This window comes from Asanoa sp. NPDC050611 (assembly GCF_040654855.1).
GTDB lineage: Bacteria > Actinomycetota > Actinomycetes > Mycobacteriales > Micromonosporaceae > Asanoa.
In genome coordinates, this window is the sequence record NZ_JBFAIU010000011.1 from 41,675 (window position 1) to 57,430 (window position 15,756).

At 71.3% G+C, this 15,756-nt stretch carries 16 protein-coding genes and 1 pseudogene; 12 read left to right on the plus strand and 5 right to left on the minus strand.

What is annotated here, in order from left to right; translation table 11 throughout:
• The first annotated feature begins 176 nt into the window (after nucleotides 1-176).
• Nucleotides 177-980: a DUF1800 family protein gene (locus AB0H87_RS03505; protein ID WP_360138904.1), complete on the plus strand. Its 804-nt coding sequence runs from the start codon at nucleotides 177-179 to the stop codon at nucleotides 978-980.
• 62 nt (nucleotides 981-1,042) lie between these two features.
• On the opposite strand, the pseudogene AB0H87_RS03510 reads toward AB0H87_RS03505, so the two are convergent.
• Nucleotides 1,043-1,408, minus strand: a pseudogene (locus AB0H87_RS03510) (MFS transporter); the annotation flags it as partial.
• A 108-nt stretch (nucleotides 1,409-1,516) separates the two neighbouring features.
• Complete coding sequence (locus AB0H87_RS03515; RefSeq protein WP_360138907.1) at nucleotides 1,517-2,812, minus strand: MFS transporter; 1,296 nt, start codon at nucleotides 2,810-2,812, stop codon at nucleotides 1,517-1,519.
• Between the two features lie 150 nt (nucleotides 2,813-2,962).
• On the opposite strand from AB0H87_RS03515, the gene AB0H87_RS03520 reads away from it, so the two are divergent.
• Entirely contained in the window at nucleotides 2,963-3,712 is a 750-nt protein-coding gene (locus AB0H87_RS03520; protein ID WP_360138910.1) for a phosphoglyceromutase, read from the plus strand.
• Here AB0H87_RS03520 and phoU read toward each other — a convergent pair.
• A complete protein-coding gene (gene phoU, locus AB0H87_RS03525) occupies nucleotides 3,709-4,359 on the minus strand; it encodes a phosphate signaling complex protein PhoU (RefSeq protein ID WP_360138949.1) in 651 nt (216 codons plus the stop codon). The genes AB0H87_RS03520 and phoU overlap by 4 nt on opposite strands.
• Before the next feature lie 221 nt (nucleotides 4,360-4,580).
• Here phoU and AB0H87_RS03530 point away from each other — a divergent pair, with 221 nt between their 5' ends.
• Both AB0H87_RS03530 and AB0H87_RS03535 read left to right on the plus strand, forming a co-directional pair.
• Nucleotides 4,581-5,849, plus strand: a complete 1,269-nt coding sequence (locus AB0H87_RS03530; RefSeq protein ID WP_360138913.1) for an ATP-binding protein — start codon at nucleotides 4,581-4,583, stop codon at nucleotides 5,847-5,849.
• Nucleotides 5,850-5,874: 25 nt separating this feature from the next.
• Complete coding sequence (locus AB0H87_RS03535; RefSeq protein ID WP_203703372.1) at nucleotides 5,875-6,558, plus strand: response regulator transcription factor; 684 nt, start codon at nucleotides 5,875-5,877, stop codon at nucleotides 6,556-6,558.
• Nucleotides 6,559-6,712: 154 nt separating this feature from the next.
• On the opposite strand, the gene AB0H87_RS03540 is transcribed toward AB0H87_RS03535, so the two are convergent.
• Entirely contained in the window at nucleotides 6,713-7,603 is an 891-nt protein-coding gene (locus AB0H87_RS03540) for a hypothetical protein (RefSeq protein ID WP_360138917.1), read from the minus strand.
• Nucleotides 7,604-7,679: 76 nt separating this feature from the next.
• Between AB0H87_RS03540 and AB0H87_RS03545 the strand changes: the two genes are divergently transcribed.
• Both AB0H87_RS03545 and AB0H87_RS03550 read left to right on the plus strand, forming a co-directional pair.
• Nucleotides 7,680-8,624, plus strand: coding sequence for a Ppx/GppA phosphatase family protein (locus AB0H87_RS03545; protein ID WP_360138920.1), 945 nt, complete (start codon nucleotides 7,680-7,682; stop codon nucleotides 8,622-8,624).
• A gap of 62 nt (nucleotides 8,625-8,686) precedes the next feature.
• Nucleotides 8,687-9,487, plus strand: a complete 801-nt coding sequence (locus AB0H87_RS03550; protein WP_360138923.1) for a sugar phosphate isomerase/epimerase — start codon at nucleotides 8,687-8,689, stop codon at nucleotides 9,485-9,487.
• Nucleotides 9,488-9,497: 10 nt separating this feature from the next.
• Here the strand turns inward: AB0H87_RS03550 and AB0H87_RS03555 are convergent, their stop codons facing one another.
• Nucleotides 9,498-10,031 (minus strand): CGNR zinc finger domain-containing protein, encoded by a 534-nt coding sequence (locus tag AB0H87_RS03555; RefSeq protein WP_360138926.1) that lies wholly within the window; start codon nucleotides 10,029-10,031, stop codon nucleotides 9,498-9,500.
• A 137-nt stretch (nucleotides 10,032-10,168) separates the two neighbouring features.
• Between AB0H87_RS03555 and AB0H87_RS03560 the strand changes: the two genes are divergently transcribed.
• The 6 genes from AB0H87_RS03560 to AB0H87_RS03585 all read left to right on the plus strand — a co-directional run bounded on the left by AB0H87_RS03560 (nucleotide 10,169) and on the right by AB0H87_RS03585 (nucleotide 15,603).
• Nucleotides 10,169-11,089 carry a proline dehydrogenase family protein gene (locus AB0H87_RS03560; protein ID WP_360138929.1) on the plus strand — a complete coding sequence of 307 codons (921 nt, stop codon included), beginning with the start codon at nucleotides 10,169-10,171 and terminating at the stop codon, nucleotides 11,087-11,089.
• 53 nt (nucleotides 11,090-11,142) lie between these two features.
• Entirely contained in the window at nucleotides 11,143-12,453 is a 1,311-nt protein-coding gene (locus AB0H87_RS03565; protein WP_360138932.1) for a hypothetical protein, read from the plus strand.
• A 337-nt stretch (nucleotides 12,454-12,790) separates the two neighbouring features.
• Nucleotides 12,791-13,000 carry a helix-turn-helix domain-containing protein gene (locus tag AB0H87_RS03570; RefSeq protein ID WP_089253551.1) on the plus strand — a complete coding sequence of 70 codons (210 nt, stop codon included), beginning with the start codon at nucleotides 12,791-12,793 and terminating at the stop codon, nucleotides 12,998-13,000.
• Nucleotides 13,001-13,218: 218 nt separating this feature from the next.
• Nucleotides 13,219-13,320 (plus strand): AURKAIP1/COX24 domain-containing protein, encoded by a 102-nt coding sequence (locus AB0H87_RS03575; protein ID WP_007465623.1) that lies wholly within the window; start codon nucleotides 13,219-13,221, stop codon nucleotides 13,318-13,320.
• 113 nt (nucleotides 13,321-13,433) lie between these two features.
• Complete coding sequence (locus AB0H87_RS03580) at nucleotides 13,434-14,495, plus strand: NAD-dependent epimerase/dehydratase family protein (RefSeq protein ID WP_360138937.1); 1,062 nt, start codon at nucleotides 13,434-13,436, stop codon at nucleotides 14,493-14,495.
• 52 nt (nucleotides 14,496-14,547) lie between these two features.
• Nucleotides 14,548-15,603 carry a lysophospholipid acyltransferase family protein gene (locus AB0H87_RS03585; protein WP_360138940.1) on the plus strand — a complete coding sequence of 352 codons (1,056 nt, stop codon included), beginning with the start codon at nucleotides 14,548-14,550 and terminating at the stop codon, nucleotides 15,601-15,603.
• Nucleotides 15,604-15,756 lie beyond the last annotated feature (153 nt).

The window sequence follows — 15,756 nt, forward strand, 5'->3', positions numbered from 1 at the left end:
CGTGCTGCCTTCGCTGTTGCCGCGACCGCGATCGGTGATCGACCCGCCCTGTCTTAAGTGGTGCTCCGCGGCCCGGGAAAACCGCCCTTGAGCAGGGCAGCTGGGTGGCCTTAGCTTCCGTGACGACCCCTCGTCGCGGACGGCCGCGGCGCACTCGCGAGAACCGGGATCCGTACATGGCCAACCGGAACGTGCCGCCACCTCGGCCGGGCGACGACGGCCGCTGGGACAGCCGGCCGCATCCCACCACGGACCGGTACCGCGAGCGGCCCGTGACCTATGTGCAACCCCAAGGGTCCCGTGGCCCGCGCTGGGTGGGTCCCGACGGCGGCATCGGCATGGACTCGGTCGCCGGACTGCCCGAGATCTACGACCAGGACGACGCCGACGAGCCCGGTCCCGACAAGGGCCGGCGGCGGGCCCTGCTGGCGCTCGGCGGCGCGCTCGCGGTGGCCGGCGGCGGTGCCGCGCTCAGCTTCACCGACCGGGGCCGCGACCTGATCGACAGCCTGCTCGGCGGCGGCGACGTGGACGCCACGGCCGAGGAGCTCAACAACGCCATCTCCAACTCGCCGGCACAGCAGCAGCCGAGCACGGTACGCACGTACACCGAGCAGAACGAGTCCTACATGGGCTCCCGGGCCGGCAACGAGCTGCGCCGCAACAACCCCGCGACGGGCCGGGTGTACGGGACGCCGAGCGAGGCCGCGGCCAACACCAAGGTGACCGTCAAGACCGCCCTCGCCAAGGACCCGGTGCTGCACCTGGCCCGGCGCGCCACGTTCGGCCCGACGCCGAAGGTGATCAGCGACATCCGCCGGCTCGGCATCGACCGGTGGATCCAGCTCCAGCTCGACCCGCAGAAGATCGCGCCCACCGCGGGCGAGCTCAAGCTCGCCGAGCTGACCACGCTGTCCATGTCGATCCCCCAGCTGCGCGCCAACCGGGAGACGCTCAACCAGCGCGGCAGCACCAGGTAGCTCACCTGGGCGAGCACGCCGGCGAGCAGCCCGGCGGCGGCCATGCCGAGGTTGAACGACCAGAACTGCAGGTTGAACGCGCGCGAGCGGCGCTCTGCCGGGACCACGTCGACGATGGCCGCGACGAACGCCGGCATCGGCATCGAGTGGACGATGCCGAGCAGCACGGTGAGCACGGCGATCACGCCGAGATCGGTCGCGAAGGCCAGCGCCGCCATCAGCGCGGCCGCCACCGCGTGCGCCCAGAACAGGGTCGTCCGCCGGCCCCAGTGGTCGGCGAGCACGCCGCCGAGCAATGTGCCGGCGACGCCGCCGATCCCGTACCCGCCGACGACCAGGCCCGCGAGGCTCGCCGAGGCGCCACGTTCGTCGGTCAGGTAGACCGACATGATCAGCATGGCGAACGCGCCGACCCGGTTGATCAGCATGCCGGACCAGAGGAACCAGTAGGTCCGGGGCAGGCCGCCCGCGGTGTTCCGCAACCAGGCCCGCACGCGGCCCGCCTCCTTCTGTTAAGAAGCCTTACTGCGGCGACGCTACGAAGCGGACGAGGTCGGCGCCAGCGTGTCGCTGATCACGCCGGGCGGTGCGGGCTCGACCGCGCTGCGCGGCGCCGGCACCCGGGCGGCCGCGAGCGCCGCCGCCCGCCGCTCGCGGGTGGGACCGGCGGCGAGGTTGATCGCGGCGGCCAGGAAACCGATCAAGGCGCAGCCGATCCACAGTGCACTGTTGCCCAGCAGGTCACGTACAAAACCGCCGGCGACGGGGGCGGTGAAGCCCGCGATCGACCAGGAGAGCGCGAAGAAGCCCTGGTAGCGGCCGCGGACCGAGGCCGGCGCCAGGTCGGCGATGGTGGCCGCCGAGGACGGCGAGTAGACCATCTCGCCGAGCGTCCAGACCAGCACGGTCATCGCGTAGAGCCAGGCAGTGCCGGCCACCGCGGTCAGGCCGAAGCCGATGCCCTGCACGATCGTGCCGACCGCCAGCACCCGGGCCCGGCTGTGGCCGGCGATCAGCTTCGGGATGAACAGCTGGCCGAGCACGATCAGCACGCCGTTGAGGGCGATTACCCAGCCGTACGTCGAGGACGACAGGCCGTCGTCGGTCATCGCGATCGGCAGCATCGAGATGTGCTGCAGGAAGACCATCGCGGCGAGCAGGTTGGCGAACGTGAACACCAGGAAGACCCGGTCGCGCAGCACCGCACGCAGGCCGCCGCGGTCGGCGTGGGCGGCGAGGTGGCCGGCGGTCGGCCGGGTCTCTTTGATCTTGATGAAGACGATCGCGGCGGTGATCAGCGTCGCGGCCGCGTCGATCAGGAAGAGCAGCAGGTAGTCGAGGTGGGCGGCGAAGCCACCGAGGATCGCGGCGGACGCGAAGCCCAGGTTGATCGCCCAGTAGTTGAGCGAGAACGCGCGGACCCGGTCGCGGTCCGGCACGACGTCGACCATCATCGCCGCGAACGCCGGCCGGGCGGCCTCGGCGAACATGCCGAGCGTGAACGCGACGACGGCGATCATGACGAACGGGCGGGAGAAGCCGAGCAGCACCATCATCGCCGCGCCGCCGGTGTGTGCGAGCAGCAGCGTCGGGCGCCGGCCCCAGCGGTCGGCCAGGACGCCGCCGACCATCGTGCCGACCCCGCCGCCGGCGCTCCACAGGCCGACCACCAGGCCGGCCTGGACGTCGCTGAACCCGCGTTCCTTGGTCAGGTAGACGGTCAGGAAGATCAGTACGAAGCCGCCGAGCCGGTTGACGAGGGTGCCGCACCAGAGGTACCAGAAGGTCCGAGGTAGCCCACCCGTTGTTTCGCGCAGCCAGCTCCGTACCACTACAAGGCCCCCCTTGGTAATGACCGTCAATCTGCGACGGCCTTACGCAACCTAAATTGCGGGCCCCACTCCAGTCACGCGGATTACTACATGGCGGTCGTCACCCCGGGCGGTTGCGGGCAGCGCAGGATGCTGCGCGAGGATGGCGGCATGACTGTGGGGACGTTGGTGCTGCTCCGGCACGGCGAGAGCGAGTGGAACGCGAAGAACCTGTTCACGGGCTGGGTCGACGTCGACCTGACCGACAAGGGCGAGACCGAGGCCCGGCGCGGCGGCGCGCTGCTGCGCGAGCACGACCTGCTGCCCGACGTGGTGCACACCAGCGTGCTGCGCCGTGCGATCCGCACCAGCGAGCTTTCGCTGGGCGAGGCCGGCCGGTCGTGGATCCCGGTTCGGCGGTCGTGGCGTCTCAACGAGCGCCACTACGGCGCGCTGCAGGGCAAGAACAAGAAGCAGACGCTCGAGGAGTACGGCGAGGAGCAGTTCATGCTCTGGCGCCGGTCCTACGACGTGCCGCCGCCGCCGATCGACCCGGGCGACGAGTGGGCGCAGACCGGTGACCCGCGTTACGCGGCGCTGCCGCCGGAGCTGATGCCGGCCACCGAGTGCCTCAAGGACGTGCTCGAGCGCACGCTGCCGTACTGGTACGACGCGATCGTCCCGGACCTGCTGGCCGGCCGCACGGTCCTGGTCGCCGCGCACGGCAACTCGCTGCGCGCGGTCGTCAAGCACCTCGACGGCATCTCCGACGCGGCGATCGCGAAGCTCAACATCCCGACCGGGATCCCGCTGCGGTACGACCTCGACGCCGACCTGCGCCCGGTCACGGCCGGGGGCGCCTACCTGGACCCGGAGGCGGCAGCCGAAGCCGCCGCCGCCGTGGCCAACCAGGGGCGTTAGTAGCTCTGCGGCTGTTCGCCGGTCACCAGGTAGACGACGTGGTGGCCGGCGTTCACCGCGTGGTCGGCGAACCGCTCGTAGAACCGGCCCAGCAGCGCGCCGTCGATCGCGGTCTCGGCGCCGTACGGCCAGTCGGGGCTGAGCATCACCTTGAACAGGTCGACGTGCAGGTCGTCCATCACGTCGTCGTCGCGCTCCAGCTCCGCGGCGCCGACCGGGTCGAGCTTCGACAGGACCTGAGCGATCTTGGCGGCCATCTTGTCGGCGACCTCGGCCTTGGCCGTGAACACCGACCGCAGCTCGGCGGGGACCGCGGGGGACGGGTGGCGGCGCAGGGCCGTCTTGGCCACGTGGTCGGCCAGGTCGCCCATCCGCTCCAGGTCGGCGGCCACCTGCAGGGCGGTGATCAGGACCCGCAGGTCGCTGGCCACGGGCGCCTGCCGGGCCATCAGGTCCGTGACCCGCTCCTCGACCTGCTGGTAGAGGGAGTCCACCTCGGCGTCGCGGGCGATCACGTCCTCCGCGGCGGCCCGGTCGGCGTGCAGCAGGCCCTTCGTCGCCTCGCCCATCGCGGTGCGGACCGCTTCGGCCATGTCCACCAGCAACTGGCTGACGATCTGTAGGTCGGCGCGGAACTCTTCGCGCAAGGCCATTTCGGTGCTCCTGATGCAACGGTGTGTCGGTGTGGAATTCGTGTGACCGGAGAGTAATATCCGGACACGCTTCGACTTATGTCCGGTTCACCGTAGGTGTACGCGACAGAACGCCAGTGAACAACGCTGAGCCTGCTGGTGAACATTGTGCGATACGCGCCCGGTTTGCCCGGCCCGACCAGCCTGTTCGTTAACAATGACCCTACGATCGCCTCGTGGAATGGGCGATCGTGGCTGGCGTGTGCGTCAGTCTGTTGGCGGGCTTCGCCGCCGGATCGCTGATCCCGCGCTTCAGGCGGCGGGGGTCAGCGCCCGTCGCCGCTACCCGCGCTGCTGGCGAGGGAAGGCAGGCGATGCACGATCCGCAACCGGGACTGGGTCGGAAGAGCCTCGACTCACTCCGGGTCGGCGTCGTGGTGCTCGACGGGGACGACACCGTGGTGCTGGTCAACCCCGCGGCGCGGGCGATGGGCCTGCTCCGGTCGGCCGGCACTCCGGGCAGCATCGCCGCGCACCCGATCATCCGTACCCTGGCCGGCCAGGTCCGTCGCTCCGGTGTCCGCCGGGAGGTCGAGCTCGACCTGCCGCGCGGTGACGGCAGCGCCTCCGACCCCTTGGGCGTCGCCCTGCGGGCGGTCGGCCTCGGCGGCAACTTCGTCGCGGTCGAGGCGGCCGACGTCACCGAGTCGCACCGGGTCAGCCGCGTGCGCCGGGACTTCGTCGCCAACGTCAGCCACGAGCTGAAGACCCCGATCGGCGCGTTGCAGCTGCTCGCCGAGGCGCTGCTCGACGCGACCGACCCGACCAACGTGGGTCCGCAGCCCGGCGCCGGTCCCGAGGAGGACGTGGCCGCCGCCCGCCGGTTCGCCGAGCGCATCCAGCACGAGTCGACCCGGCTCGGCCGGCTGGTCAACGAGCTGCTCGAGCTGACCCGGCTGCAGGGCGCCGACCCGCTGCCCGACCCGGAGCCGGTCTCCCTGGACTGGGTGGTCGCCGAGGTGATCGACCGCACCCGGACGACGGCCGCCGCCCGGGAGATCGAGGTCGAGGTCGAGGGCAAGCGTGGCCTCACCGTCTACGGCAGCGACAGCCAGATGGCCACCGCGCTGGCCAACCTGGTCGAGAACGCGATCGCGTACTCGAAGGAACAGACCCGGATCACGATCACGACCGCGCTCGACGACGACACAGTCCTGCTCTCGGTCGCCGACCAGGGCATCGGGATCGCGCCCGACGAGGTCGACCGGATCTTCGAGCGGTTCTACCGCGCAGATCGCGCGCGCTCCCGGGCCACCGGCGGCACCGGGCTGGGCCTCGCGATCGTGAAACACATCGCCACCAACCATGGTGGCCGCATAGACGTTGTCAGCACACTGGGGGAGGGTTCGACGTTCACCCTCCGGCTTCCGGCGAGCCCGCCGGACGCCGCCCTCCCGCTACCCCCCTCTATTGAGATCGTGTCCGGATCGCCTCAGTCGAGCTGATCCGAGCGGTAAGGAAGGAAAGTCCGTGGCCCGCGTGCTCGTGGTCGAGGACGAAGAGTCGTTCTCCGATGCCCTCTCGTACATGCTGCGCAAGGAGGGTTTCGAAGTCTCGGTCGCACCGACCGGCACCTCGGCGTTGACCGAGTTCGACCGGACCGGCGCCGACATCGTGCTGCTGGACCTGATGCTGCCGGAGATGTCCGGCACGGAGGTCTGCCGCCAGCTCCGCCAGCGTTCGCGCGTCCCGATCATCATGGTCACCGCCCGCGACAGCGAGATCGACAAGGTGGTCGGCCTGGAGATCGGCGCGGACGACTACGTGACCAAGCCCTACTCGCCGCGCGAGCTGGTCGCCCGGATCCGGGCGGTGCTGCGCCGCCAGGGCACGGAGACCACGGAGCCAGACGTCCCGACGCTGTCGGCGGGCCCGGTCCGGATGGACGTCGAGCGCCACGTGGTGACGGTCGACGGCTCGGCGGTCCAGCTGCCGCTCAAGGAGTTCGAGCTGCTGGAACTGCTGCTCCGCAACGCGGGCCGGGTGCTGACCCGGGGCCAGCTCATCGACCGCGTCTGGGGCGCCGACTACGTGGGCGACACGAAGACCCTCGACGTCCACGTCAAGCGGCTGCGCTCGAAGGTGGAGCCGGAGCCCTCGACGCCCCGCTTCATCGTCACGGTCCGCGGCTTGGGCTACAAGTTCGAGCCGTAGACCACATCACATTCGACGAGCACCCGGCTCGGGCCCGTGGTTGGCGCTGCCGTCGCTCCCGCCAGACACCGCTTCGCTGCCGTGTCCGCGATGGGTCGCGGACACCACCGAACCCGAAGCGCGACCGGTAGCTTGCGACCGCGATCTGCGGGTCTTACCGCTTCTTGGGTGTGTTCGGTGGGGCGGCGGGCTCGCGGCCGCCCGAGAGGTTGCCCGCCCGGGCGATCGGGAGGCGGCGCTTCGGGTCCGCCGGGTGTGGGGCGACCATGCCGCGGCGGGCGCGGGCCGCGCACAGCTCAGCCAGCTTCGCGTAGGCCGCCTTGCCCACCAGGGCCGTCAGCTCCGGCTCGTAGGACTGCCACATCGGCTCGCGGCCGACGTGGGCCTCCGGCGACGACGTGCACCACCAGTGCAGGTCGTGGCCGCCCGAGCCCCAGCCGCGGCGGTCGAACTCCGTCAGCGTCGTGATCAGGATCTTGGTGCCGTCGGGGCGCTTGTGCCAGTCCTGGTCGCGGCGCACCGGCAGCTGCCAGCACACGTCCGGCTTGTATTCCAGCGGGTGCACCCCGTCGCGCAGGGCCTGGGCGTGCAGCGCGCAGCCGCCGCCCGCCGGGAAGTCAGCGTCGTTGAGGAACACGCACGGGCCGTCGGCGCCCTGCGTGGCGGTGCGCCGCGCCGGGGTCTTGCCGTCGACCGTGTCCATCGCCGTGTAGTTCTTGAACCCGCGCACGTGGTGCTGCCAGGTCTCCGGCGTCAGCTTCTTGGCCGCCGCCCGGACCCGGGCCTCGTCGTCGGAGTCGGTGAAGAACGCGCCGTGCGAGCAGCAGCCGTCCTGCGACCCGCCCTCGATGATGCCGTGGCAGCCCTTGCCGAAGATGCACGTCCAGCGGGAGAGCAACCAGGTCAGATCGGCACGGATGAGGTGCTTGGGATCTTCGGGGTCGAAGAACTCCACCCACTCCCGCGGGAAGTCGAGGTCGACCTCGCGGCTGCGGGGATCGTCGGCGGTGTCGACGAGAACGCGTAGTTGGTTGCGTGCTGGCACCGAACAAGCCTACGCCTGCATCACCTTCGAACCGGCGTGCCGCACGGTATCCGCAGCGCCGTCATAGGGTGCGGTCATGAGGCTGGGCGTGCTCGACGTCGGTTCCAACACCGTGCACCTGTTGCTGGTGGACGCGCACCACGGCGCGCACCCGTGGCCGGCGCACTCGGAGAAGGCGGTCCTGCGGCTGGCCGAGCAGATCGGCCCCGACGGCGCCCTCACCAAGCAGGGCGCGGACGCGCTGGTCAAGGCCGTGCACGACGCCCAGGCCAGCGCCCGCCGGCTGCGGGCCGACGACCTCCTGGCGTTCGCGACCTCCGCGGTCCGGGACGCGACGAACTCCCAGGACGTGCTCCAGCGGGTGCGCAAGGAGACCGGCGTGCGTCTCCAGGTGCTCTCCGGCGCCGACGAGGCCCGGGCGACCTTCCTCGCCGTGCGCCGCTGGTTCGGCTGGTCCGCCGGGCGGCTGCTGGTGCTCGACATCGGCGGCGGCTCGCTGGAGATCGCCGCCGGCATAGACGAGACGCCGGACCTCGCGATGTCGCTGCCGCTGGGCGCGGGCCGGCTCAGCCGCGAGCGGCTCGGCGTCGACCACGACACCTCGAGCCCGCCGGCGCCCAAGACCGTCGACGACCTCCAGGCGTACGTGGAGAAGCAGCTCGCCAACGCCGGCGCGAAGCTGGCCGACGTCAAGTGGGACCGGGCGGTCGCCACGTCGAAGACCTTCCGCACCCTGGCCCGGCTCGCCGGCGCGGCGCCGTCCCGGCAGGGGCTCTGGGAGCCGCGCGCCCTGCACGCGCACGGGCTGCGGCAGGTGCTCGGCTTCATCCGGCTGATCCCCCCGCGCCAGGTGTACGAGCTGGAGGGTGTCAGCGCCAGCCGGTCACACCAGCTGCTGGCCGGGGCGGTCGTGGCGGAGGCGGTGCTGCGCCGCATGCACATCGACGCCGTCGACATCTGCCCCTGGGCACTGCGCGAAGGCGTGATCCTCCGGCGCCTCGATCAGCTCGAATCGGCCTAAACGATCGATTTTGGGGTGGCTCGTCCGGGTAGTCCATGCCACCTAGGGCTACCCTGACAGTCGTGACCTCGCGCACCCCCGTACTCCTGTCAAGCTCATCGGTCTTTCCTGAGCCGACCGCCGCGGCCTTCGAGATGGCCGCCGCTCTGGGCTACGACGGCGTCGAAGTCATGGTCTGGACCGACGCGGTGAGCCAGGATGCCGGGGCCCTGCGCGGGCTGGCCGCACACTACGGCGTCCCGGTGCTCTCCGTGCACGCGCCGTGCCTGTTGGTCACCCAGCGGGTGTGGAGCTCCGATCCGTGGGAGCGGCTGCGCCGCGCGGCCGAACTGGCCGAGGCGGTGGAGGCGCCGACCGTCGTCGTGCACCCGCCGTTCACCTGGCAGCGCGACTACGCCCGTTCGTTCCAGCCGGGGCTCGACCGGATCGCGCACAAGCACAGCGACCTGACCTTCGCGATCGAGAACATGTTCCCGGTACGCATGGCGGGCCGCGAGTTCGTGCCGTACCAGCCGGGCTGGAACCCGACCGACACGGGCTTCGACGCGTACACCCTGGACCTGTCGCACTGCGCGGCGTCGCGGGTGGACGCGCTGGCGATGGCCGACGCGATGGCCGACGGTCTCAAGCACGTGCACCTCGGCGACGGCAGCGGCGAAGGGCGCGACGAGCACCTCGTGCCCGGCCGCGGCAACCAGCCGTGCGGCGAGCTGCTCGAGTCACTGGCCGGGCGCGGCTTCCGCGGCTCGATCGCCGTGGAGGTCAACACCCGGGGTGCCAAGAGCCGCGCGATCCGCGAGGCCGACCTGAAGGCGGCGCTGGACTACGCGCGCGCCCACCTGCCGGCCCCGGCGAAGGTGTAGGGGCCCGGTTCTAGACGCCGGCGAGCGTTGCCCGCTTGCGGGCCCGGTGGGCCGCGACGTGCGAGCGGGTGGCGCAGCGTTCCGAGCAGAACCGCCGGCAGTTGTTGGACGACGTGTCGAGGTAGACGTTGCCGCACCGGTCGTCGGCGCAGACGCCGAACCGGGCGCTGCCATGGGTGCACAGCCACACCGCCAGGCCCCAGACCGCCGCGGCCAGGAACTCGGCGCTGGCCGTCGCGCCTCGGCTGGTCACGTGCATGTGCCAGTCGCTGGCGTCGTGGCCCGAGATCCGCGGCTGGACCGGATGGTCCTTGAGCAGTGAGTTGATTTCGTTGACCGCCTCGGAGTCGCGGCCGGCGCTGCCGAGCTGGAAGACCTCGCGCAGCCGCTTCTGGGCGCGGCGGAAGGTCGTGACATCACGCTCGGTGACGGCGTCGCACATCCAGGCGTTGTCGCCGCTGAAAACGGCCCGCAGGTCGTCTAGGCCCTCCATCGGGGCGTTGACCAGGTCAACGGCGGTGCGCGCGTACGCATCGAAGTTCACCCGACAACCGTAGACGACGCGGCAGTCCGGTGCCTCGTCCGTCGGGTCACTCCGCGACCGTGCCCCTCCGCTAAGTGATCATGAGCGGCTGCCAAGCTCGCCGAGAGAGTCGCACGGACGGGCGTTACGCTGCGGGCATGCTCCGTTCGGTCATCCTCGCCGCCTCCCGGTCATCCCGGGTCGAGCGGCTCGTCGAGACGGCCCCGTTGACCCGGGACGTCGTACACCGGTTCATTGCCGGAACCACCGCCGATGACGCGCTGCACACGACCCGGGACCTGGTCGGCAGCGGCCTCGCGGTGACCCTCGACCACCTCGGCGAGGACACCGTCACCCCCGATCAGGCGACGGCCATCAAGGACGAGTACCTAGCGGTCCTCTCCGCCCTGGCCGGCGCCCGCCTCACCCCCGCCGCCGAGGTCAGCGTCAAGCTCTCCGCGCTCGGCCAGAAGTTCGACGAGCAGCTCGCGTACGACCTGGCGCGGCAGATCTGCGTCGCCGCGTCGAACGCCGGCACCACGGTGACCCTCGACATGGAGGACCACGCCACCACGGACTCCACGTTGGAGATCCTCGCCAAGCTCCGGCTCGACCACCCGACCACGGGCGCCGTGCTGCAGGCCTACCTGCGCCGCACCGAGGCCGACTGCCGCGAGCTGGCCACGCAGGGCTCCCGGGTGCGGCTGTGCAAGGGCGCCTACAAGGAGCCCGAGTCGGTGGCGTTCCAGTCCGCGACCGACGTCGACAAGTCGTACGTGCGGTGCATGAACATCCTGATGTCCGGCGAGGGCTACCCGATGCTGGCCACCCACGACCCGCGCCTGATCGCGATAGGCGAGGACCGGGCCCGGTGGTTCGACCGCTCGCCCGACGCGTTCGAGTTCCAGCTCCTGCACGGCGTGCGCCCCGACGAGCAGTTGCGGCTGGCCGGCGAGGGCTACACGGTGCGGGTCTACGTGCCGTACGGCAACGACTGGTACGGCTACATGATGCGCCGCCTGGCCGAGCGCCCGGCCAACCTGCTGTTCTTCGCGCGCGCCGTCAAATCGCGCAAGTAACTCGCCCGTACGGCTGATCCCCCGATCGGGTGGTTGGCCTTAATCTCGCCCGGATGGCTGAGGAGACAGGTGCGCCGGCACCACGCCGGCGGAAGTCACTGTGGCTTCCCCTCGGTCTGGTGGCCGCGCTCGTGCTGTGCGCCGCTCCGGTCGGGGTGGGTGTCGTGGTGTTCCGCGGGCTCGACTCGCCCGCCTGGCCGGCGAGCCCGGCCGCGAAGGCCGAGCCGGCCCGCAGCCCCGTCGCGGGCGACGCGGAGCGGGTCACCGCGACCTACCTGCGCGACCGGATCGGCGCGGCGCTGACCACGCAGGGCCGCGCGCTGCTCAGCGGCGACCAGGGCGGCTTCCTCGGGGTGGCCGACCCCGCGAGCCCGGCGCTGGCCACGTTGCGGGCCCAGTTCACCTCGCTGCGTGCCATGAAGGTCACCAAGTGGGCGCCCTCGGCCGACTCGCTGCCGTCGTCGGTCGGCACGCAGAAGTGGCGCACGCTGGTCGAGGTGCAGCATTGCTTCGTCGAGCCCGACTGCAAGCCGATGACCATCACGTACGGCACGGTCTGGACCGACACCGTGGCCGGGCTCAAGCTGGTCGGCGTCGAGCCGTCCATGTCCACGTACGACGGCCCGCGCCCGTGGGAGGTCTCCCCGCTCGTGGTGGCGACCGGCAAGCGGGTCGTCGTGGCCACGACGCCGGCGCTGCGCGGGCAGTTGCGGACCGTGCTGACCGAGGCGGAGCGGGCCGCGGCGGTGGCCGACCGGTACGCGGTGGGCGGGCCGCCCCCGGCGCACTACGAGGTCTTCTACGCGGGCACCGCGGAGTGGAAGCGGTGGTTCGGCGGCAGCCGCCCGTCGTGGACCGCCGGCTACGCGCTCCCCGTCGGCGGCCGGCAGGTCGACGTGGTGATAAACGCGGCCGCGCCGCAGCGCAACAACCTCGACGACCTGCTCCGGCACGAGATGACGCACGCCTCGACGATGCCGTCCGACGGCTTCCCGACGTCGGCCTGGTGGCTGGTCGAGGGGATCGCCGAACTGGCGGCCTCGGGCGGCGCGGCGCCGGCGACCTACGAGGGCATCCAGGAAGTGCGCAAGGTCGTCAAGGAGCGCGGCTGGTCGGGTCCGTTGGAGGACCTGAAGATCGCGGACGGGGCGGCCGACTGGGAGGTCGCCGGGGCGTACGGCATCGGTTATCTGGCCGTGCGGCAACTCGCGGAACGCTTCGGTGAGCCGGACGTGCTGGCGTTCATGAAGGCGCTGACCCACGAGCGGATGCCGATCGACGAAGCGAGCCGCGAGGTGTTCGGCGAGCCGTGGTCGGTCCTCAACGCCCAATGCGTGGCCGCGGTACGCGCGGCCGCGGGCTGACGGCGCACCGCGCTTCCGGCGATCGGAGTGATCGACTCCGGGACCGGCCGGTCTCCCGGTGGTTCCTGCAGGCCCGTTGGACTGCCCGCGTCCCGCCTGCCCGCCCCGCTGCGCAAGGTGTCGGCCACCCCGGCTTCACCTCGTGTCCCCGCCGTCCCTCCGGTTCAGGCCGTGAAATGTCCCCTTTAGGGGTAAATCTCGGGAAAACTCGGTGAGTTGGCTTGACGGATCATGATCAAACCGGCGAAGGCATCGCGCCGGTAACAGCGGCACCGCTACCGTACTAGTTACACGCGCGACTGACGGCGCGCGCCGGGGATGGATTGGTTGGTGAGCCATGGCAGGATCACCACAAGCCGACAGGCTGTCGGAGGTCAAGTTCCTCACGGTCGCCGAAGTGGCGACATTGATGCGGGTGTCGAAGATGACGGTCTACCGCTTGGTGCATTCGGGTGATCTCACCGCGGTGCGCGTCGGTCGATCGTTCCGGGTTCCGGAGCACGCTGTGAACGAATACCTACGCGGCGCGTTCCAAGAATCCGCATAAGAGCGGCCAGGGAGCCGGCCGCGGGGTTGTTTCGGCCCCGCGGCCGGGGTCGCTTTGGTCGCCGTGACGGTCGACGCGTACCCTGGATCGCGATTCTGACCCCGCTGTGGTGCAATGCGCCCGCAGGCCGGGTCGGGTCCGATGTCAGATCGCTGTCGGCCTTCACTTCCCCGTGTCGTCCGACGCATGTCGCACGTTCACTGGGAGAGGGCTGTCGTATGGGCTCGGTGGTCAAGAAGCGCCGCAAGCGTATGGCCAAGAAGAAGCACCGCAAGCTGCTGCGCAAGACCCGCGTCCAGCGCCGTCGTCTCGGCAAGTGACGCCGGCCCGGGCCTGAGGCTCAGCCGACCCGGGCCCATCGGCCCGGGTCTGACCTCGCCAGCGGCCCGGTGCGTCCGCGCGGCACCCTCCTGAGCATTGACCGGAGGCCAACGTGAGGTCGCGACCAACAGGCTCGGTTGTCGTCACCGGCGTCAGCCGGTTCCTGGGCGCCCACGTGGCGGCCCGGCTGGCCGCCGACGACCGGATCGGCCGCGTGGTCGGGCTCGACCCGAACACGCCGCCGCCGGAGTTCGCCCGCCTGCTCGACGGCGTCGAGCAGGTGCGCGGTGATGCCGCCTCAGCCAGCACCGTGATCACCGACCTCGAGGCCGAGGCGGTGGTCCACCTCGCGCTGATCACCGCGCCCGACCAGCGGCACGGCGGGCGGGCCGCGATGAAAGAGCAGAACGTCATCGGCACGATGCAGCTGCTCGCCGCGTGCCAGCAGGCGCCGCGGCTGCGCAAGCTGGTGATGCGCTCGTCCACGGCCGCCTACGGCGCGTCGTTCCGCGACCCCGCGGTGTTCACCGAGGACACCGAACCCCGCGAGGTGCCGCGCGGCGGGTTCGCGCGGGACATCCTCGACATCGAGGGCTACGTGCGCGGCTTCCGGCGGCGCCGCACCGACGTCACCGCGACCGTGCTGCGCTTCGCGCCGTTCATCGGCTCGAGCGCCGACACGACGCTGACCCGCTACTTCGCCCGGCCGGTGGTGCCGACCGTGCTCGGCCGCGACCCGCGCCTGCAGTTCCTGCACATCGAGGACGCGCTGGAGATCGTGCACCGGTCGGTCGTCGACGACCACCCCGGCACGTTCAACGTCGCCGGCGCCGGCGTGCTCTCGCTGTCCCAGGCGATCCGCCGGGCCGGCCGCATACCGGTGCCGGTCCTCGAACCGGGCCTGTCCGCCGCCTCCAACCTGGTCCGCAACCTCGGCCGCAGCGGCTACGGGCTGGACCAGGTCGACCTCTTCGTGCACGGCCGCGTGGTCGACACCACGAAGCTGGTCGAGGAGTTCGGCTACACCCCGCGCAGCACCGCCGACGCGTTCGACGACTTCGTCGCGGGCCACCGCGGCGGGGCGGTGCTCCGCCGGGAACAGCTGGCCATCGCGGAGCGGGCGATCCTCGACGGGATCCGGCAGGCCCGCGCCACCGTGCAGGAGAACACATGAGCGAGCGAACCAGCCGGCCCAGCGACAGGTCCTCGCGGAGCGAGGAGCGGGCATGACCGACGAACAAGGGCGTCCCGACCGGCCGCCGCGCAAGAGCACGCGCAAGTCGGTGCGCCGGACGCCGGCGCAGAAGACCAACGGCAACGGCCGGCCGGCGATCATCCCGGCCGTGGAGTTCACCGTCGACCCGCCGGTCGCGACGAACGGCATCCGGAGCAACGGGCATCACCCCACGCCGCTGCCGCCCGCGGTGGTCGACCGGCCCGGCGACGTCTGGGACCAGCGGGTCGCCAAGGGCCTGGCGTTCCTGCGCCGCCGGCTGGCCGGCGACTACGAGGTCGACGAGTTCGGCTTTGACCCCGAACTGACCGACAAGGTCTTCCTGCCGATCCTGCGGCTGCTCTACCGCGACTGGTTCCGCACCGAGGTGTTCGGCGTGGAGAACCTGCCGGCGCAGGGCTCCGCCCTCGTGGTCGGCAACCACTCCGGCACCGTCGCGCTCGACGCGGTGATGCTGGCCACGGCGCTCAACGACCGCACGCCCAACCACCGCCACCTCCGGCTGCTCGGCGCCGACCTGGTGTTCCGGATGCCGATCGTCTCGGAGCTGGCGCGCAAGTCGGGCGGCACGGTGGCCTGCAACCCCGACGCCGAGCGGCTGCTGCGCACCGGCGAGCTCGTCGGTGTGTTCCCCGAGGGCTTCAAGGGCGTCGGCAAGCAGTACGCGCAGCGCTACAAGCTCCAGCGCTTCGGCCGCGGTGGGTTCGTCTCGGCGGCCCTGCGCACCGGCACCCCGATCGTCCCGGCCGCGATCGTCGGCGCCGAGGAGATCTACCCGATGCTGGCCGACATCAAGCCGCTGGCCCGGCTGCTCGGGCTGCCCTACTTCCCGGTGACCCCGACGTTCCCGTGGCTCGGCCCGCTGGGCATGGTGCCGCTGCCGAGCAAGTGGCTGATCGAGTTCTCGACGCCGATCCCGACGGCGCACCTGCAGGACCAGGCCGACGACCCGCTGGTCGTGTTCAACCTGGCCGACCAGGTCCGCGAGACGATCCAGCAGACCCTGCACACGCTGCTCGAACGCCGCCCGGACCCGTTCGGCCGCTGACCCGCGGTCAGGGGCTGGTAGCCGGTCAGAGGCTGCTAGCCGGTCACGCACCGCTGACCGGTGAGCGCCGCCAAACGGTGAGCGCCGCCAAACGGTGAGCGCCGCCAAACGGTGAGCGCCGCCAAACGGTGAGCGCCGCCAAACGGTGAGCGC